Here is an 18,970-nt window from a genome sequence, read left to right on the forward strand (position 1 = left end):
ATTTGATTTATTTATCAAATATATCAGTCACATAGATGGAAATATGTGAATTTTCGAGGGAATGTGCGCAAAACCCCATGAAGCCCGATGAGCTGTGGAACCAATTGAAATCAGCCATCGCACCCAATCGATTGAATGCTTTGGTCTTCACTTCCTTGTTATCGATGCCAGAGTTCAAGGAATCAGCGCAGTTATTTGCGCCCTTGTTAAAACTGTCAACCCAGATCAAAAACATCGCCTCGGCCGATGTTGTTAAGCTGTATGAATTGGGCTGTGAATTGAACCATGCCGCAGTCTGTTACCAGACCCATAAAAAAATAATCCTGAAACAAATTCACAATGATTTGCGGTATTGGGATTGGCGCGATAACAATCTCGCCATCAAGGTGGCCAAACACCACCCTTCTGATGTGCTCAGGGAAATCAAAAAACAGGCCAGAAAATCTAAAATCGACTGGAAAAAAGACTTGGTTGACCACCATCGACAAGTGGCCGAAGTGGCTCTGCAACTGCTCGGTCGTGATCAATTGGCACAGTCCATGAAGGCACAATAAGGCGGTCCAGGATTGATCAAACGCTTGCCGTCCAATATCCGCCGTGGCGTATAATGAATGACATGAACAGCCTCCGTACCCCAGAGCATCGATTCGAAAACTTACCTGACTACCCGTTTGCACCGCAATATTTGGATTTGGATGGCTTGCGCATGCATTATGTGGATGAAGGTGATGCCACCGCCGATCCGGTGTTGATGTTGCATGGGGAGCCCAGTTGGTCGTACTTGTATCGACACATGATTCCGGTGTGCGCCAGCGCAGGACATCGGGTGTTGGCCCCGGATTTGATCGGTTTTGGCAAATCGGACAAACCGACCCGCATTAAGGATTACAGTTATGCCGGGCATTTGGCTTGGTTACAAGGCTTCATCGATCAATTACAGCTGCAACGGATCACCCTGGTTTGTCAGGATTGGGGTTCATTGTTGGGCTTGCGTTTGCTGACGGCCAATGTGGATCGGTTTAAAGCGGTGGTGATTGGCAATGGCTTTTTGCCATCAGGCGATCATCCGGTGCCCAAAGCATTCAAGATTTGGCGGGCATTTGCCCGTTACAGCCCTTGGTTTCCAATTGGCAAAATTATCAATTCAGGCTGCCTGCGGAACTTAAGTCCTGATGAGGTTGCCGCCTATGACGCGCCCTTCCCGAGTCGCCGATTTAAGGCCGGGACCCGTGCCTTTCCCCAATTGGTGCCCACTGAACACAGCGATCCGGAAGCGGCGAACAACCGCGCGGCCTGGCAAATCCTGGAACAATGGGACCAACCCTTTTTGACCACCTTCAGCGACAAAGACCCAATCATGCGCGGCGGTGAAAAATATTTTCAAAAGCGGGTGCCCGGGGCCAGCGGACTGCCGCATGTGATCTTGCGCGGCGGTCACTTTCTGCAAGAAGATTCGCCGCAAGAGTTTGCCCAAGCTGTCAACGATTTGCTCAAGTCTCATTGACCAGCAAGGCCATCCTATCCATACATTGGTTAGGGACAAGTGGCAAACCAAGCTGTGGTGTCACCCGACTCAAACCCATCGGTGAACAATGAATCGACATTGACATCCCGGATCTGTAGGTCTGTCCCCGTGCTGCCGACCCTGGGCCCACCCACCACCAATTGGGTGTCGTGGGTATAAGCACCCTGTTCTGAGACTTGGCATGTGGCCACCGGACCGCCCACCCCGGTCAAGGGAAAGGACACGTCACTGAGCACCTGTGCGCTGTTGTTGTAAGGCGACACGTACCAATAATCACCCCACAAGATTTTATTGGATGCCGGCACGCCATTGAGGTTTTTGAAAGTGGTGATGGCACCGCCTTGGAACGTGAACTGCGAGCCGTTGTTGTTGATCATGCCGAGGTTGCGTTCGGTGGTGTTGCCAGGGTTGTTGTTCGGGACTTCCACCAAACGCGCGGTGCCTTCTGAGTTGTATGTGAACGCCACCCCGGGTCCATTGGCAACGCCCACCCCTTCTTTGACGAAGGTAAATCCGGCTGGCGCTGGCAGATTTTCAATGGGAAAGTGTGAGAACGATGCCGAGGCGCCGGCGGTGCTGGTGCGCGACACCCTCACCTGACCATTGCTTTGTTGATTCAAGCCATACAAATACCGAGTAAAATCGGTGGTGACCAGTGGTTCTCTGATGGCCCCGTCGAAGGGCCCCGCCGAAGTATATCGGCCATAAAAAGTGTAATTGGAACCGCCATTGGTGGATCGAAAATATTCAGTTTCGCCATCGGTCAAGTCATGCGCGCCCAAAAATATGCCGTCCTGATTGGCACCACAATTGGCATTGTCAAAGTTATTGGTGGTGGTCCCTGGTACAGTCATGGTGCTCCAGTTGCTGCCATTGAAACGGGCCACTTCCAGGTTGAAATCTTTGATGTATGGGGCGATCAAGTTGGTGCCATCGGTGCAAAGACTGCCCAAATTGAACAAAATGGCGGTGTTTTCCAAGGCCGTGGTGGTGATGCCGGTGCCGTCGTATGGGGGTGGGATGTGCACCGCATCCAGGCGGTTGTTGACGCTGTCATTCCACAGAACCAAGGCCACCAAATCGGGATCGGGTCCATCGTGGCTGGCACCCAGCTTGATCTCCAGTGGCGCTTGGTTGAATATGGAGATGGTGTCCCAACTGCCTTTCGGGTCACCCATGACTTCGGCTGTAACATTGATTAAGACCACCAACAACCACATTTGTACCAGACGCATGAGTTCACCTTTTGACTTTGGGTTATTGATTCATGCGCAAAGAATCAGCCTAATGCGCCAAATTTTTGGTTATTTGTACACCAATTAGTCTTTTGCTGGTTTTTTCTTGGGTTTCTTGGGCGCCGCTTTGCGGGTATACACCAACTCAATGGATTGGTCTTCGCCTTGGGTGGACTGCAGATTCAGGTATTGGTTGATGCGGTATTTCAAAACCCAATAGCCCAAGCGGTTGAACAGCCCTTGGTTGTAGGCAACATACAAGCGCTCATTGATTTGCTTGCCAGCCTCAATCACCGACTCCGCCTGTGGGCCATTGCGCTTGACGGTGAGCACATCAATGCCAAATTGTTGTTGAATTTGATTGAAGATTGGACTGCTTTGACTCAGGCCCAACAAGATGGCGGTTTGTTTCAACGCTTCTGAATCCAGTTGACCGCCGGCATTGATGCCCTGCCCGGTCATGATGTATGACAGTTTTTCCACATCAGACATGGCCGGTTCTGAAAACAGCTCTGATTGCAAGTTGTCCACCGTGCCGCCCAGCTGCACGCCGGCCTTGACCGAGTCCACCGTGGCTTGCCTGGAGGCTTTGATGTTCAAACGCGGATTGTCCAAGGCACCACTGAAATACATTTCGCCGGTTTCAATGGTTAATTTTTGACCATATACTTGATAAGTGCCTGCTGCCAAGGACAATTCACCAAAGCCTTGCAGTTGTTGGCTGGCCCCTTGTTTGATTTGTAAGTTACCCAATAAGTCGGCTTGCAAGCCAATGACATCGAGCTTCACCACATCTTCAATGCGGGCTTGTACATCCAACATCACTGGGTAGACCAAGGCCTCATTCAACGCCTCGGGTTCATCCCTGATCACCACCAAATCATTGGCGTTATTGACTGCTTCGGGCGGCAGGGTTTTGATCACCACATGGCCATACGGGATGTCAATCTGCCCCGTGATTTGGGCCGATTCTTGCGTGGCCTTGACTTGCAAAGCCGGTGACACCTCCAAACTCAATTCTGGCAGGTTGAACACCCGAAACTGTTGTCCGGTTAATTGGCCCCTGAATTGCCAGGGGGCATTGAGGTCCAGTTCACCGCTCATTTGCATGTGACCTTGTTCGTTCGGCAACAAATGCCGGCCGGACAAATTCATCTGGTACACATTGGCTCGATCGGCTTGGCTGTCAATGGTCAGTTTGAGTTGTTCGATGCGGGTCCCCATGCGGGTCAGTTTGAGGTGACCATCTGGTTGGTTTAAAGTCAAGGAAACCCGTGGGCCTGAAAGCAGGCCCTTCACTTCACCATTCACTTCAATCAGCCCTTCCATTTCACTGATTTCACTGGTTAATTCTTGGATGAAATTGGGTTGGATCAACTGTCCTTTTAAGCTGGATCCAAGCTGCCATTCGGCCTGTTTGTCGGGTCTGTTCAGCACCCCTTCCCACTGCAAATAACTGGCGTCAGCCAGCCGCAGTTGCATGGAGGCATTGACTTGGTGGTCGCTGTTTTGGGCGGTCAATTGCCAGGTTTCGATCGCTTGATCCAACAACACGCCATCTTCATTGGCGATGCTCACATGACCTTGGTCCAAGGCCAACTTCGCGTCCAAAGAAACGGTTTCGTCTTTGATCTCATAGATGGCTGAGCCGTTGAACAAGCCGGATAATGTGAACGCATCTGGCAACAAGGCTTGCAGTGGTTTGACACTGAATTGCGTGACCTGCAATGAGCCGGTCAATGATTGGTCAGATTTGATTTGGTCTGATTGCACGCACAACTGTCCGTCTGCCACACCAGTCCAACACAAAGCCGATAATGACAGCCCGTCACCCCACTCAATGTCGGCCGGTGCAGTCAATTGAATGCGTTGTCCATCTGATAACAACAAACTGTGTTCAGACAATGTGCCGCGCCAGCCCGCGTGGCTGTCTGCCCCCAATGCTTCGCCAGTCACCGCCAATGCAGTGGAAAAATCGGCCAATTGCACCTCCAATTGCAGCTGATGCGCAGCCAACCACCCCTGCCCTGTGACCGTCAAATCAGTGAAGTCAATGTGGTTGTATAGGCCTGATTGCACCTGCAATTGGGCGTCGATGTTATGGCCCCACAAACCGTCAGCAGTCAGTTGGCTGTTGAGCGCTTTGAAGTCGGCATATTGCAACTGTTGGGCAGATAACTGGGCGCTGATCACCGGTTGTTCATAGGACCCACCGAGGGTGACCTGTCCACTGAGGTCGCCAGCCACGCCTTGCTGAAAATGGGCCAAATCCGCCGCCTCGATGGCGATGCTCAGGTCCATGTTTTGGGGACTGAACTCACCATCCAGCTGCAAGTGGTTGTCACCCAGGTGCAGATTGAATTGTTTTGCCGACCAGGCTTGTTGGCTGAATTGGGCACCCCCACCCATGCGCAAGGCTTGTTCAAACAACAGGCCACTCAACTGACTGTCCAACACGGTCACTTGCCACGCTTCACCCTGTAAAGAGCCTTGCAAACCCAGCTCACCACTGATCTGTCCGGGTGCATCGAGACCCCAGGCCGCGGGATTGAATTGTTGCAACTGCCATTGCGAAGTCAGCGCCAAACCATCACTGGCATCCAGGCTGAAAGTGGCAGCCAATTGTTCGTTGTCACTGGCTGCTGGTAGTTGTTCGCCTTGGCTTTGCCATGCCAAACGGCCTTCGAAGCGTTGGCTGACGTCACCACTGGCAAGCAATTGCAATTGGCCATCAGGCCAGGTTTCGGTACTGACCTCAGTGTTCAATACCAGCTGCTGTTCTGTGCCCTTCAAGGACCAGGTTGATGGCAGGATGTTGACTTGCATGGCGGCTTGGGGCAAGCGCAGGCTGAGACCGGGTGCGGCCGTCTCAAAATTAACCGCCACCTCAAGCGCTGGGCCCATCAACAATTGGCCGTCCAGCAACAACGCCCCCTGGGCTTGTGCATCGCTTAATTCAATTTGCTGCTGCCATTGAATTTCGCTGAGGTGGCCTTGTAAACGACCACTGCCAGCCAAACGGCGACTGGGTTGTTGTGGGTCTTGCCAGTGCCATTGGGTGCTGAAGTCAAATGGCCAATGCGGCTGTGCAGTGAGTTCGCCGTCAAGCTGCAGTTCCGCATCGTGGTGCTCAAGCTGCAATTGCTGGACGCGGATGTCTGCCAGTTGCCAACTGGCTTGGCCACTGATGCGTTGTAAATCATGCTGTTGTTGGTCGAGCCGCAGTTGGATGCGGTTGACCTCAAAGTGTTGCAGCTGCAATACCAATGGCAGTGTGTAGGGGCCGGGTGTCGTAGTGGTCTGGCTGTTCTCAGCAGGCTGCGAATGGGACTGCTGTTCGACCACCACATCGGTCAAGGCCAAGGAAGTGAAGTTGATCGACTGGTGCCACAAAGACCAGTCCAAGTCATAGGCCAAATGCCCCACTTCGACAGCGATTTCGGGCGACTGGTAACGCAAGCCACGAAATTCCAGCGACCCAGCCAAATGGCCATCAGTGGCTTCGTAGGTGATGGGCAACTGGTAGCGATTCAGCAACCAATTGATGACCTGTTGGCTACCTGTTTGGGTGTACAAACCATAATATACCAGTAACAAAATCACCAACAAGATGGTCAGCAACAGCCACAGGGCGCGTTTGAGCCAACGGCCGATCACAGGTCAGGCCCCACGGTGATGTGCAAGCGAATGGAATCGGGCTGACGATCCAAGGGTTTGGCCAGATCCAAGCGAATGGGGCCTATCGGTGAAAACCACCGCAACCCCAAGCCAACGGCTTGTTGGAAGTCAAACTCATCGGTAAAGGCATCACCAAAATCAGTGAACACCGCGGCCGCCCATTGTGCGGCAATTGGGTATTCATACTCCACACTGCCAGTGAACATGTGCTTGCCACCCACCAAGTCACCATTCCCATCCACCGGGGCAATGGTTTCGTAATCAAAACCGCGGATGCTTTGATCACCACCGGCGTAGAAGCGATAATTGGTCGGCAACACATCGAAATCACTGCTGGCGGTGCTGCCCAACTGCAGGCGGTACAACAGGCGACTGGAGGTGCCCACCCGATGGATCCACTTGCCGTTGAAAGTGAGTTGGGCGAATGACGCATCAGACAACAGGTCATCACTGGCCAATTTCAGTTCCGCTTGCAATTGATAACCGCTGAAAGGCCTGGACAAATCATCGGCCTCGGTCACCGACCAACTGGTGCCAGGCACCACCAATTGTGTGGTGTTGCGGTTGACTCCCGTATCAAAGCTTTCTTGCACCCAATCAATGAAATTGATGTTTTGCCAGCGGTTGTCATGGATGCGGGTTTCGCTGAAACCCAATTTACTTAATTCACTGCTCACTTGTGATGTCTCTTCATCCTTGTATCCGAGGTGAACCGAATACCATTTACTGCCCGGTCGGCGGCTCGATGGCATTTGGTAATTCATGCTCAACTCGCGGTTCAATTCGGAGGCTTGCACTTGCAGCGCGTATTGGTGCCCGCGGCTGTTGACCCGGTGGTTGTTGTATTTAAAGGACGTTTTGATGCCGGCGTCGGTGGAGAATCCCAGACCCACGGCATAATCAAATTTAGCCGCTGGGGTCAGCTTGATGTGCAAATCAAACTGAGCCCCCAGCCATTCATCTATCTGGGTGTCGAATTTGACTTGGGCAAAATAGCCGGTGGCATTGAGTTTTTGTTTGAGTCGATACAGGTCATCACGACTGATGTGTGCGCCCGTTTTGAAAGGCACCAGCCGTTGCAGCCATTCTGGGCTCAAATGGCTGGGTTCTTCGCTGATGATCACCGATCGCAAGCGGTAACGCTCACCAGTGTGGAATGACAGTTCAACGGCTGCTTCATTGTTTTCGGCTTGGACCCGCATTTGTTGGGCGATGAATTGGGCGTCCAGATAAAACCGTTCGCTGGCCAAGTTGGTCAATTGTCTTTTGAGCTTGGCATATTCTGGCTGTCGCAAAGGGGCGCCCCGCTGCAGACCATGGGCTTTCAAGGCGGCAACAAAAGCCGCATCCTCCGCCCCGGCTCCGGTCACTTCAATATTGACCTGGGTGATGCGAGTGACTGGTCCCAAATCGACTTGCAAGGTTATTGATTCACAGTCCTTGTCCGCTGCTTTGGCTTCGAGCAACTGGGTCCGGGCATTGAAATAACCAAAGGGTTGCAGGGCCAAGCGCACCTGTTGCTTGAGGGCTTGTTGCTGTTGGCTGTTGGGAATGCGCAAGGATTGACAATTGAAGTTTTTGTTGGCCAGGAACAGCCGCACATTTTGTGCCTGCTCAGCTTCCAAACCGGGTACTTGCCATTCGATGGCCACCAACTGGGCCGGGCAGAGCAGCATCAGCAACACCACTGCCGGGGTGAAAAAACGCAAACCCATCATGATCAAACAGTCAAAACCAACGGCTTTTCTTGAACCAAATCAACAACAACACGGTCAGGCCCACACTGAAACCGATGACGGCATTGAAGGCGGCTGGATTTTCCGTGCCTGGCAGACCGGCCACATTCATGCCGAACAATCCCGACAAGAAGGTCAATGGCAGGAAAATGGCCGAAACGATGGCCAGAATGTACAACCGGCTGTTTTGCTGGTGACTGATGATGGCCATGTACTGTTCTTGCAGCATCATGGATCGTTCGCGCATCAGATCCAAATTCTCAATCAGTTTCAAGAAACGGTCCATGTGCAAATACAGTTGATCATAAAAGCTTTCTGTGAAACCGACATGTTTGTTGCGATACAGTTTGTCGATGGCGTCTTTCTGTGGCAGCAGATAACGCCGGATGCTGGCGGTTTGCCGCCGGATTTGGCTCATCATGGGATTGAACTGTGACAGCTCAATGTGTTCCAATTGATCTTCAATGTCATCCAATTTGAGGTCCATTTTGTCAACGAATTCATCGGTCAAATGGGCCAGTTGATCAATCAAACCCAGAATCATGGTTGCCCCATTGATCGGTCCGATGTTTTGTTCCAACAAAGCGCGCATGTTGCGGATCGACTGGCTGCCATGGCTGGCACTGGTGATGATGTCACGCACGCCCACCCAAATGCGGATCGATATCATGTCCTCCGGATGCGCCTCTTCATTGAAGTTGATACCGCGCAGGCACAACAGGACTTCTTGCTCTGACACGTGGGCCCGTGGTCGGGTTTCGTGATCCAGCAAGGTCATGCGGGCCAGGTCTGACAGTCCCGGGTAGGATTTGATCCATTTACTGGCTTTCTTGTCGGTGTATTTGACATGGTGCCACAATGAACCCTCACTGGACTCAGGCGCCAACCCACCTTGGCCATTGAGAATCAATGTGGTGAGCTTCGATTCAGTCATGATGAGCGCTCTGGCCAGCCTGACAACTGCTTGGGATCGGTGAAGTTCAAATGCACGTCACGTTGGGGGAATGACACCACCACATCATGGTCTTTGAAGGCTTTTTCAATCATGAAACGAATGTCTGAACGCACCAACCTGAGTTCTTTACCGGATTGGACCGACACCCAGAAAAACGCATCAAACACCAAAGCACTGTCACCAAAATCCTCAAACACCACCAATGTGGGCGGTTCTTGCTGCACCAATTCATGGCTGGTCATCACTTCGGTCAACAAGCGCCTGACCAATTCCACATCCGTGCCATAGGCCACCCCCACCCTGACAAAGGTGCGGATGAACGGGTCATTCAAGGTCCAGTTGACCAGGCGTGATTCCAACACCTGGCTGTTGGGCACCACGATGTGGGCCCCGTCATTGCGTTTGATTTGGGTTGAGCGGTTGCCAATTTGGATGACCATGCCCAACAATCCATCCAACTCGATGATGTCTCCGATGCGAATGGGCCGTTCTGACATCAAGATCCAGCCACTGAGGAAGTTTTCAATGATGGTTTTTGCGCCAAAGCCAAAGCCAATGGCCACAGCTCCGGAAATGAAGGCAAATGTCGCCAAAGGAATACCCAGGAACGTCAGCACCGACAACACCACCAAGATGATCATGGCAATGAAGATGATGCGCTGGATGATGGCTTTGCTGTCTGGGCTGATTTTGGTTTTGCTGAGCAGTTTTCTGACCACCAAATAGGCGATCAAGCGGCTCATGAACCAAGCAATGATGACAAACACCACCGAATAGATGATCTGAAGCCAGCTGACTTCGACGCCATTGCCGATGGTGAATGCGGTGCTTTGCAAAGCTTCTATCATGCCTTCATTCTACCCAAAAAAATCACCCAACACAGACTCGCGCTGGGTTTTCTCAGTAGACACTGTCTGCATACTTTCGTTCACCCGCTTCGATGAAAATGGGCAATCGGTTCTGCCTGGGTGGCAAGGTACAGGTGGAAAAAGCGGTAAAAGCGCACGGTGGGTTATAGGCTTTGTTGAAATCAATGACCACGGTGCCATCGTCATTGACCTTGCCGTCGGTGTAGACAAAACGACCAGGACCGTAGGTGCTGCGGCCATTGGTGCGGTCGGCAAAAATCATGTAGTAAGCATCACTGGAATCCAAGGCATCCAAACTGTGAGCTTGGCCATTGATGGTGAACTCCAGCCGGCCCGGTGAGGGCTCATCAGTGAGCAGGCCCAGCACATTCACCGTGGGAATGATTTTGGCCGGTTCATAGGGCACGAATTGCGCGCTGATGCGCAGTGATGGGTCATAATCAAAATATTCCAAACCCTTGAAATTAACCCGGGTGGAGGCTTTGGCGTCTTTGATGCGAAACGCCATCTTGCCCCGATCGACCACATAAAACACAAAACTGTCTATGGTGAAGACGGTGGTTTCGGCTTCACTGGTATCGGCATGAACGGTGATGGGCTCGACCAATTCCTCATTGTAGGCACGGATGCCGCTGCTGGCCACTGGGATGAACCGCATGGACTGGTCGCGGGACAGGTGTAGGTTACCCAAGTATTCAGGACCATGGGACAGTTGAATGTCATTGTCGGCCGCCGAACCAATGCGGTTGTCACCCACGTGCAACCATTCCAAGCCGACCAAGCTTAACCAACCATCGGGTTGTTGCAAGCGATCCAGGCGCCATTGTTGCCAGGCTTGGTACTCATGGGGTCTGGCCATCACTGCGTTGGCGGTCAACAGTGCCACGGCCAAGGTCATCAAGGTGGTGTATTGTTTTAACATGGAGCCCTCTGCTGTGTTCTTTCAACCCATCATAAGGGTTGCAAAATTAATTTCCAGTGAAAAAAAGCAGCGATTTGATTTCATCGCCGCTTGAGCACAAAACAATGGTGAATTTTGGACCCGACAAAATCGGGGTCCATCGACTCTTCCGTGATGTCCTTGACGTCATATTTGTTTTTGATTTCAGGATCTAAGACAAATTTTTTGAAGTTGTTTGAAAAATATATTTGACCATTGGGGGCCAGGTGCTTGAAACACAACTCAAGCAATTCCGGGTGGTCGTTTTGCACCACCCAATCGGTGTCCCTGGAGTGGGAATTGGAAAAAGTGGGTGGGTCGGCAATGATCAAATCGAATTGATCGCCACGGTGTTTTCTGAGGAAGGTCAGCACGTCTTGTCGGACAAACCGGTGTTTGGCGTTGCGCAAACCATTGAGGGCAAAATTTTCTTCGGCCCATTTGAGGTAGGTTTTAGAGGTGTCTACGCTGACCACTCGGGCGGCATGACCTTGGGCCGCAGCCACCGAAATTGCTCCAGTGTAACAAAACAAATTCAACACCGAACGGTCTTGGCTTTGTTGTTGCACCTGGTTTCTCAGCCAACGGTGATCCAAAAACAATCCGGTGTCCAGGTACTGTTCCAAGTCCACCAAATAGCGCCGCTGCTGTTCGGAGATGACCAAGCGCTGTTCTTGTTCTGATAGTTTGTTGTACTGCTGTTTGTCGCGTTGAATTTGTCGGGTTTTCAGGTGAATTTTTTCCCGCTTGGGTTGCAGCACCGATTGCACCGCCAACAGCACCTGATTGAGGTGGTTCATGGCCTTCTTGCTGTCAATGCTTTTGGGGGCCTGGTATTCCTGGATGTGCACGTGATTTTGATAGCAATCAATGGCCACCGCGTATTCGGGCAAGTCGGCATCGTACAAACGATGTGCTTCGATCTGTTGTTCATCGATCCAGGCTTGCAGGCGTTTGCGGTTCTTTTTCAGCCGGTTGGCCAACATTTGCGCCCCGGCAGGCAGCGCAAACAACTGCTCCTCAGGCACTTGCAGCTGCTGGTTTTTCTGCAGTTCATACAGGCGCAATTGGATGGGGATGTTGCCATTGAGCAAGGCATAGGTTTGTGTTGAGCGGTAGCCCAATAACCAACCTTTGCTGTCATCAGGGGTCAAAATTGCTGCCTGACTACCCTGCCCCGGTCCGCGCAACCAATCCCGCAACTGCAACCAACTGGACAGGTAGTTTTTTTGCAGCCTCACCCCATATGGTGGGTTGCACACGATCAGGTTGCGGCGGGGTGGTATTTTGAATTTGTCCAGCGTTTGGTATTGAAAGCCGATGCGCTTGTTGTATGGCAGTCTGGCCAGGTTGTCATTGGCTTGTCTGATGGAGTCTTTGTGGTGATCCACGCCAATGACTTGGCCTTTGAACGCAGCCATGCCCGTGGTGGCCCGCTGTTCGGCCTCGCCCACCAAACGACTCCATTGGACGGCATCAAAGCCCACCCAGGAAAACAAGGCGTGGCTTTTGAGTTGGCTGTTGGGCGCCAGGTCACAGGCGATTTGCCAGCCTTCGGTCAACAAGGTGCCCGAGCCACACATGGGATCAATCAAGTTGTGGTTTTGTCGCGCCAATTCTGGCCAGCCAGCGCGGAGCAAAATGGCCGCGGCCAAGTTTTCTTTCAAGGGTGCCAAGGTGTTGGTGCCGCGATAGCCCCGTTGATGCAGGCTGTGGCCAGTGATGTCTTGGTATAAATCCACGGTGTTGTTTTTGAGCCGGGCATAGACACTCAAATGCCCGTCGGCTTTGACCACTTTGGGTCGAAAACCTTGGGATTCATTGAATTGGTCACAAATCGCATCTTTGGTGACCTGGGATGAATAATGGGTGTTTTTCAGGGCCCGGTTGGTGCCATTGAAGCGGATTGAAAGGGTCCTGGGGACGTCCAGACAGCGCGCTTGCCATGCATGCGACATGACCGCTTGATACAGCGCGTCTTTGTTGCCGGCTGGATGCTGGCCCAGGTGGAGGTAAACGCGGTTGGCCAAGCGCGACCACATAATCACTTCCAACCAAACCGATGCGGTGGCGGTGGCATGCACCCCAGCCAACCCTTCTTGTGCCGTCAGGGCGCCCAGAGCCAGTAATTCATCTTTGAGTAACAGTTCCAGGTGTTTGGGACAACTGACGAATGCCGCCAGCTCAACGGCTTCACTCATCGTGGATGTGGACTTGGATGACCGCCGCCATGTCACTGGTTTTCTTGCGCGCTGCATTCAGTGAACGGGCGGTGGCCAGGCACACGCCCAAACGGCGTTTGCCATTGATCTCCGGCTTACCAAACAGGCGCACTTGGGTGCCTTTTTGCCCCAAGGCTTCGTCAACCCCACTGAAGGTGGGATGGACGCCCTGACCGTGGCCCAATATCACGTGTGATGCCGAAGGGCCATTCTGTTGGATGGCCGGAATGGGCAAACCCAAAATGGCACGCACATGCAGGGCAAATTGACTCAAATCTTGTGACACCATGGTCACCATACCGGTGTCATGTGGGCGGGGTGAGACTTCGGAAAAAATCACTTCATCGCCGCGCACAAACAACTCCACCCCAAACAAGCCATAACCACCCAAGGCATCGGTGACTTTTTTGGCGATTTCCTTGGCTTTGGCCAAGGACACATCGGTCATGGGTTGTGGCTGCCAAGACTCTTGATAGTCGCCGTCATCCTGGCGATGTCCAATCGGGTCACAATAGGAGGTCCCCTCGCGATGGCGGATGGTCAACAAAGTGATTTCATAATCAAATTTCACAAAGCCTTCGACAATCACCCGCCCGGCCCCGGTGCGCCCACCACTTTGTGAGTATTCCCAGGCCTGATCTATGTCTGCCTCTTCCATGATGGTGGATTGGCCTTTGCCCGATGAGCTCATCACCGGCTTGACCACGCAAGGGATGCCCACTTGCTTGACGGCTTTGATGAATTCATCATACGCATCAACAAAGGCATAAGGGCTGGTATTGACTTCCAACTCTTCAGCAGCCAGGCGTCTGATGCCTTCGCGGTCCATGGTCAATTGGGCGGCTTTGGCCGTCGGCACCACATGTTGACCCGCGGCTTCCAGTTCGACCAACACATCGGTTGCAATCGCCTCAATTTCAGGCACCACCAAATCAGGTTGGTGCTTTTTGATGGCCTTTTTCAAGGCGGCACCATCGGTCATGTCCAGCACCACCGACTCATCGGCCACATGCATCGCCGGGGCATCGGCATAACGATCCGCCGCGACCACATACACCCCCAAACGTTGGGCTTCAATGACCACTTCTTTGCCCAGTTCTCCAGAACCCAATAACATCATTTTAATGGGTTGTTTGCGTTGGCTGTTGAATAAAGATTCCATGTATCTATTGACTGTGAGTTGAAGGCGGCATTATAGCACCAATCCAGTGTGCTTTTAACGAAACCTTTGGGTCTGGCAGCGGTCGAAATCGACCAGTCTGCGAACATCCACACGTGTCACTGGAAATCTGTCAGCCACCACGTTATCATGTTCGCTGTTTTCAACTGACTACACCCAATTTGAGGATCACATGAAAAACATTGCTGCGATATTTTTGCTGGTCATGATGACGGCAACCGTTCATGCCAACAACACCCTGGTGAAAATGACCACCAACAAAGGGGACATATATTTGAAACTTTACGATGAAAAATCACCGGATTCGGTGACCAATTTTTTGTCCTATGCCAATGAAGGTTTTTATGAAGGCACCATCTTTCACCGGGTGATCAGCACCTTCATGATCCAAGGCGGTGGTTTCAACGAAAGCTTGGAGCGCAAGCCGACCAAAGATCCGATCCAAAACGAAGCCAACAATGGCCTGAAAAACTTGCGCGGCACCATTGCCATGGCCCGATTACCAGCGCCCCACTCGGCCACCTCGCAGTTTTTCATCAACGTCCAGGACAACGCCTCTTTGAACTTCACCGGTGAGCAAAATTCCATCACCTGGGGTTATGCCGTGTTTGGTGAAGTGGTGCAAGGCATGGATGTGGTGGACGACATCCGCTTCACCCCGACCGCTGGACGCATGCCATTCAGAAAAGACGTGCCGGTGGAAAACATCGTGATTGAATCGGTGCAGGTGGTTGAGCAGTTGCCGGAAGTGAAACCCGCTTCATGACCACCCTGTTCATCGCTGATTTGCACTTGTCAGATCAGCAACCAGAAATCACCCGATCATTCCTGAAGTTTTGTGATCAACAAGCCCGCCACGCGCGGGCTTTGTACATTTTGGGAGATTTCTTTGAATATTGGCTGGGCGATGACGCTTTGGACCGCACCGCCACCACCGCCCAACAGGCCTTAATAAAACTGGCCGATCATGGGGTTGAACTGTATTTCATGGCCGGTAACCGAGATTTTTTGTTGGGGTCAGTTTATGCCGCTGCTTGCGGCATGCAGATCCTCAGCGAACCGACCACCATTCAGTTGCGTGGTGAAGACGTGTTGTTGGTGCATGGCGACGCCCAATGTACCGATGACCATGCCTATCAAAAGGTTCGCCAAATGCTGCGCGATCCCACTTGGCAACAACAGTTTTTGGCCATGAAAATTGAACAGCGGGTGGCTTTCGCCAAACAAGCCAGAACCGAGAGCCAGAACCACACTCAAAACAGTGCCCAAGCCATCATGGATGTCAACCCCCAAGCCATTGACGACTTGTTTAAAAAACACCAGGTCAAGACCATGATCCATGGTCACACCCACCGCCCTGCGATTCATCGTGATGGTGAACGCACCCGCATCGTGCTGGGTGATTGGCACCACCAAAGCAGCCATTTGGCCGTCAACGAACAAGGGTTCCAATTGATTTCCGGCTGATTATCGGCCGCTTTCTGTCTCCTCGACCGCCCTGTAAAATCGTCTTCGAATACCCCAGCAACCCAATTGGGTTTCAGCCGCATTCATGATAAAATTGCCGGCTGATCCTATTAACGAGACAACGAATGACAATATTGAATCAATTGCTTCAACTCAGAAGTGCCCAAGGGGCTGTTTTAACCCATGGTTTGAAAGATGAAATCATTGAACAATTCATCGCCACCGATCCGGCATTGACCACGGCCATTGAATTGGCCATGCAAGAGTATGAGTTGATTAAATCAGAATACCCTGAATTGATTGATATGGATGAACAAGACCAACTGACGCGCATCCACCAAGATTTCATCAACTTTTATGCCGATGATGCCGTCAACCCTTATGTGGCATTGGCCGCCAAAGGTCCTTGGGTCATTACCCTGAAAGGTGCGGTGTTGCACGACAGTGGTGGCTACGGCATGTTGGGTGCAGGCCACGCCGCCGATGCGGTGTTGCAAACCATGGGCAAGCCGCATGTCATGGCCAACATCATGACCCCCAGCTTTTACCAAAGACGGTTGTCTGATTTGTTGAAACAAGAAATCGGCCAAAGTCGTGACGCCTGTCCTTTTGTCAAATTCATTTGCATGAACTCGGGCTCTGAAGCCGTCACTGTGGCCTCCAGAATTTCTGATGTGAATGCCAAGAAACAAACCGGCATGAACGGCGACAACTATGGCAAAACCATCAAGATCATGGCCTTGGAAGGCGCCTTCCATGGTCGCACCGATCGCCCGGCTCAATATTCAGATTCTTCATTGAAGTCGTACAAAAAAAACCTGGCTTCATTCCAAGGACGCAACAACCTGATCACCGTCCCCATCAACGACATCGAAGCCCTGCAACAAGCCTTCGATGATGCCGCCAACAACAACGAGTTCATCGAATCATTCTTCATGGAACCGGTGATGGGCGAAGGCAATCCGGGTATGGCCATCACCCCTGAATTTTATGCCACGGCCCGGTCACTGACTGAAGCCCACGGCACCTTGTTCTTGGTGGATTCCATCCAAGCCGGTTTGCGGGCTCAGGGCTGCTTGTCCATTTGTGATTATCCCGGTTTTGAAAACCTGACAGCACCAGACATGGAAACCTATTCCAAAGCATTGAATGCTGGACACTACCCACTGTCGGTCTTGGCTTTGAACGAAAAAGCCGCCAACCTGTATGTCGTGGGCATTTACGGCAACACCATGACGGCCAACCCCAAAGCCCTGGATGTGGCGCACACGGTGTTGACCAACTTATCGGCTGAAACCCGCCAAAACATCCGCGACAAAGGCCAGCTGTTTGTGGACAAACTGAATGGTTTGAAAGAACGCATGAATGGCGAAATCACCAATGTACAAGGCACCGGCCTGTTGTTTTCTTGTGAGCTGGATCCCCAATACAAAGCCTATGGCAAAAACAGCATCGAGGAATACATGCGATACCATGGCCTGGGCGTGATTCATGGGGGTGAAAACTCCCTGCGATTCACCCCGCACTTCAACATCACAGCAGCCGAAGTGGATTTGATCGTGGATGGCGTGGAACAAGCCTTGTTGCATGGACCCAAAGCCAATTCATTGGACAAAGCCAGTTAACCCCCAATCCTTAAACACACAAGATAAAGCCACATTTTGTGGCTTTTTTCAGGAGTCTATTGATGCCAACGCATGCAATCAAAACTTTGCTCAACGCCAAAGATCATGGCCTCGAATTGGGCGCCCCAGTCACCATCAAGGGCTGGATCAGAACCACCCGTGATTCCAAAGGTGGCTTTTCGTTTCTGGTGGTCCACGATGGTTCATGTTTCGACGGCATACAGGTGGTGGCTGGCAATGAGCTGTCCAATTATGAAGCCGAAATTCTGAAATTGTTCACCGGCTGCTCAGTCATCGTCGAGGGCGTATTGGTTGAGTCTGGTGGCAAAGGCCAATCGGTGGAGATCAAAGCCACCGAGGTGACGGTGGTTGGCTGGGTAGAAAACCCCGACACTTACCCGGTGCAACCCAAACGCCACACCATGGAGTTTTTGCGGGATGTGGCCCATTTACGGCCCCGCACCAACACCTTCAGTGCCATGCTGCGGGTGCGCAACACCATGGCCCAGGCCGTCCATCAATACTTCAGTCAAAACGGATATTTTTGGCTGCACACCCCAATCATCACTGCCAGTGACTGTGAGGGCGCCGGCGACCTGTTTCGGGTGTCCACCCTGGACCTGATGAACCTGCCCAAGAATGATCAAGGCCAAGTGGATTTCAGCCAGGACTTCTTCGGCAAAGAAGCCTATCTGACCGTTTCTGGACAGCTCAATGCCGAGACCTATGCCTGCGCTTTGAGCAAGGTATACACCTTCGGCCCCACCTTTCGGGCAGAAAATTCTCACACCCAACGGCACTTGGCTGAATTTTGGATGATTGAGCCCGAAGTGGCCTTCGCCGACTTGAATGATGCGGCACAGCTGGCCGAAGATTTCCTCAAGTTTGTGGTCAAGCAGGTGCTGGATAACAACCGCGATGACATGCAGTTTTTCAACAGTTTTGTCGACAAGACAGCCATCCATAGGCTGGAAAACCTGTTGGATGACCGCTTCGAACGGGTCAACTATGCCGAGGCCTTGGACATCCTCAAGAACTCAGGTCAAACCTTTGAGTACCCGGTTGAATGGGGCCTGGATTTGCAAACCGAGCACGAACGCTATTTGACGGAACAACACTTCAAAAAGCCCATAGTGGTGATGAACTACCCCGAAGAAATCAAACCGTTTTACATGCGACTGAATGACGACGGCAAAACCGTCGCAGCGATGGACGTGTTGGTACCAGGGGTCGGTGAAATCATGGGGGGATCACAACGTGAGGAACGCTTGGATTACCTGCTCAATCGCATGAAACACCATGACTTGGATGAAGCTGAGTACAAATGGTACACCGATCTGCGTCGCTATGGCACGGTGCCCCATGCCGGTTTCGGTGCGGGCTTTGAGCGGTTGGTCAGTTACGTGACTGGCTTGTCCAATGTGCGGGATGTGATTCCTTTCCCCAGAACCCCAGGTTCAGCGAAATTCTGATGCCAATCAGTGACTCAGGGATGGCGCTGGCCATCCTTGGGTTTTTTCTGCAATCATAGGTTAATT

The 18,970-nt window shown here is 52.0% G+C and carries 14 protein-coding genes; 6 read left to right on the top strand and 8 right to left on the bottom strand.

Annotation, left to right across the window (positions count from 1 at the left end):
- Nucleotides 1-77 precede the first annotated feature (77 nt).
- The gene (locus tag K7G70_RS10345; RefSeq protein WP_223788566.1) at nucleotides 78-554 is read left to right on the top strand and encodes a hypothetical protein; all 477 of its coding nucleotides are present in this window, start codon (nucleotides 78-80) and stop codon (nucleotides 552-554) included.
- A gap of 62 nt (nucleotides 555-616) precedes the next feature.
- A complete protein-coding gene (locus K7G70_RS10350; RefSeq protein ID WP_223788567.1) occupies nucleotides 617-1,504 on the top strand; it encodes a haloalkane dehalogenase in 888 nt (295 codons plus the stop codon).
- A gap of 29 nt (nucleotides 1,505-1,533) precedes the next feature.
- On the opposite strand, the gene K7G70_RS10355 is transcribed toward K7G70_RS10350, so the two are convergent.
- The 8 genes from K7G70_RS10355 to purT form a co-directional block, all read right to left on the bottom strand.
- Nucleotides 1,534-2,760, bottom strand: a complete 1,227-nt coding sequence (locus tag K7G70_RS10355) for a hypothetical protein (RefSeq protein ID WP_223788568.1) — start codon at nucleotides 2,758-2,760, stop codon at nucleotides 1,534-1,536.
- Nucleotides 2,761-2,844: 84 nt separating this feature from the next.
- Complete coding sequence (locus K7G70_RS18060) at nucleotides 2,845-6,417, bottom strand: translocation/assembly module TamB domain-containing protein (RefSeq protein ID WP_223788569.1); 3,573 nt, start codon at nucleotides 6,415-6,417, stop codon at nucleotides 2,845-2,847.
- A complete protein-coding gene (locus tag K7G70_RS10365) occupies nucleotides 6,414-8,156 on the bottom strand; it encodes an autotransporter assembly complex protein TamA (RefSeq protein WP_223788570.1) in 1,743 nt (580 codons plus the stop codon). Before K7G70_RS10365 ends, K7G70_RS18060 begins: the two co-directional genes overlap by 4 nt.
- A 10-nt stretch (nucleotides 8,157-8,166) precedes the next feature.
- Nucleotides 8,167-9,108, bottom strand: coding sequence for a zinc transporter ZntB (locus K7G70_RS10370; RefSeq protein WP_223788571.1), 942 nt, complete (start codon nucleotides 9,106-9,108; stop codon nucleotides 8,167-8,169).
- A complete protein-coding gene (locus K7G70_RS10375; RefSeq protein WP_223788572.1) occupies nucleotides 9,105-9,977 on the bottom strand; it encodes a mechanosensitive ion channel family protein in 873 nt (290 codons plus the stop codon). Before K7G70_RS10375 ends, K7G70_RS10370 begins: the two co-directional genes overlap by 4 nt.
- Nucleotides 9,978-10,029: 52 nt before the next feature.
- Entirely contained in the window at nucleotides 10,030-10,920 is an 891-nt protein-coding gene (locus tag K7G70_RS10380; RefSeq protein ID WP_223788573.1) for a DUF1684 domain-containing protein, read from the bottom strand.
- A gap of 80 nt (nucleotides 10,921-11,000) precedes the next feature.
- Nucleotides 11,001-13,139: a bifunctional 23S rRNA (guanine(2069)-N(7))-methyltransferase RlmK/23S rRNA (guanine(2445)-N(2))-methyltransferase RlmL gene (gene rlmKL / locus K7G70_RS10385; RefSeq protein WP_223788574.1), complete on the bottom strand. Its 2,139-nt coding sequence runs from the start codon at nucleotides 13,137-13,139 to the stop codon at nucleotides 11,001-11,003.
- On the bottom strand, nucleotides 13,132-14,322 hold the full coding sequence (gene purT / locus K7G70_RS10390; RefSeq protein ID WP_223788575.1) for a formate-dependent phosphoribosylglycinamide formyltransferase: 1,191 nt from the start codon (nucleotides 14,320-14,322) through the stop codon (nucleotides 13,132-13,134). Before purT ends, rlmKL begins: the two co-directional genes overlap by 8 nt.
- A 190-nt stretch (nucleotides 14,323-14,512) precedes the next feature.
- Here purT and K7G70_RS10395 point away from each other — a divergent pair, with 190 nt between their 5' ends.
- The 4 genes from K7G70_RS10395 (at nucleotide 14,513) to asnS (ending at nucleotide 18,904) form a co-directional block, all read left to right on the top strand.
- Nucleotides 14,513-15,106 carry a peptidylprolyl isomerase gene (locus K7G70_RS10395; RefSeq protein WP_488801378.1) on the top strand — a complete coding sequence of 198 codons (594 nt, stop codon included), beginning with the start codon at nucleotides 14,513-14,515 and terminating at the stop codon, nucleotides 15,104-15,106.
- Nucleotides 15,103-15,807, top strand: coding sequence for a UDP-2,3-diacylglucosamine diphosphatase (locus K7G70_RS10400; RefSeq protein ID WP_223788576.1), 705 nt, complete (start codon nucleotides 15,103-15,105; stop codon nucleotides 15,805-15,807). Before K7G70_RS10395 ends, K7G70_RS10400 begins: the two co-directional genes overlap by 4 nt.
- A gap of 125 nt (nucleotides 15,808-15,932) precedes the next feature.
- Entirely contained in the window at nucleotides 15,933-17,432 is a 1,500-nt protein-coding gene (locus tag K7G70_RS10405; protein ID WP_223788577.1) for an aminotransferase class III-fold pyridoxal phosphate-dependent enzyme, read from the top strand.
- Between the two features lie 62 nt (nucleotides 17,433-17,494).
- Nucleotides 17,495-18,904: an asparagine--tRNA ligase gene (gene asnS, locus K7G70_RS10410; RefSeq protein ID WP_223788578.1), complete on the top strand. Its 1,410-nt coding sequence runs from the start codon at nucleotides 17,495-17,497 to the stop codon at nucleotides 18,902-18,904.
- Nucleotides 18,905-18,970 lie beyond the last annotated feature (66 nt).

It is taken from the genome of Marinicella meishanensis, assembly GCF_019931145.1.
Classification (GTDB): Bacteria; Pseudomonadota; Gammaproteobacteria; order Xanthomonadales; family Marinicellaceae; genus Marinicella; species Marinicella meishanensis.

Bases quoted from the DNA above. Each gene is read 5' to 3' on its own strand.
- K7G70_RS10345 (WP_223788566.1), top strand. From the start codon at position 78: ATGAAGCCCGATGAGCTGTGGAACCAATTGAAATCAGCCATCGCACCC.
- K7G70_RS10350 (WP_223788567.1), top strand. From the start codon at position 617: ATGAACAGCCTCCGTACCCCAGAGCATCGATTCGAAAACTTACCTGAC.
- K7G70_RS10355 (WP_223788568.1), bottom strand. From the start codon at position 2,760: ATGCGTCTGGTACAAATGTGGTTGTTGGTGGTCTTAATCAATGTTACA.
- K7G70_RS10365 (WP_223788570.1), bottom strand. From the start codon at position 8,156: ATGATGGGTTTGCGTTTTTTCACCCCGGCAGTGGTGTTGCTGATGCTG.
- K7G70_RS10370 (WP_223788571.1), bottom strand. From the start codon at position 9,108: ATGACTGAATCGAAGCTCACCACATTGATTCTCAATGGCCAAGGTGGG.
- K7G70_RS10375 (WP_223788572.1), bottom strand. From the start codon at position 9,977: ATGATAGAAGCTTTGCAAAGCACCGCATTCACCATCGGCAATGGCGTC.
- K7G70_RS10380 (WP_223788573.1), bottom strand. From the start codon at position 10,920: ATGTTAAAACAATACACCACCTTGATGACCTTGGCCGTGGCACTGTTG.
- rlmKL (WP_223788574.1), bottom strand. From the start codon at position 13,139: ATGAGTGAAGCCGTTGAGCTGGCGGCATTCGTCAGTTGTCCCAAACAC.
- purT (WP_223788575.1), bottom strand. From the start codon at position 14,322: ATGGAATCTTTATTCAACAGCCAACGCAAACAACCCATTAAAATGATG.
- K7G70_RS10395 (WP_488801378.1), top strand. From the start codon at position 14,513: ATGAAAAACATTGCTGCGATATTTTTGCTGGTCATGATGACGGCAACC.
- K7G70_RS10400 (WP_223788576.1), top strand. From the start codon at position 15,103: ATGACCACCCTGTTCATCGCTGATTTGCACTTGTCAGATCAGCAACCA.
- K7G70_RS10405 (WP_223788577.1), top strand. From the start codon at position 15,933: ATGACAATATTGAATCAATTGCTTCAACTCAGAAGTGCCCAAGGGGCT.
- asnS (WP_223788578.1), top strand. From the start codon at position 17,495: ATGCCAACGCATGCAATCAAAACTTTGCTCAACGCCAAAGATCATGGC.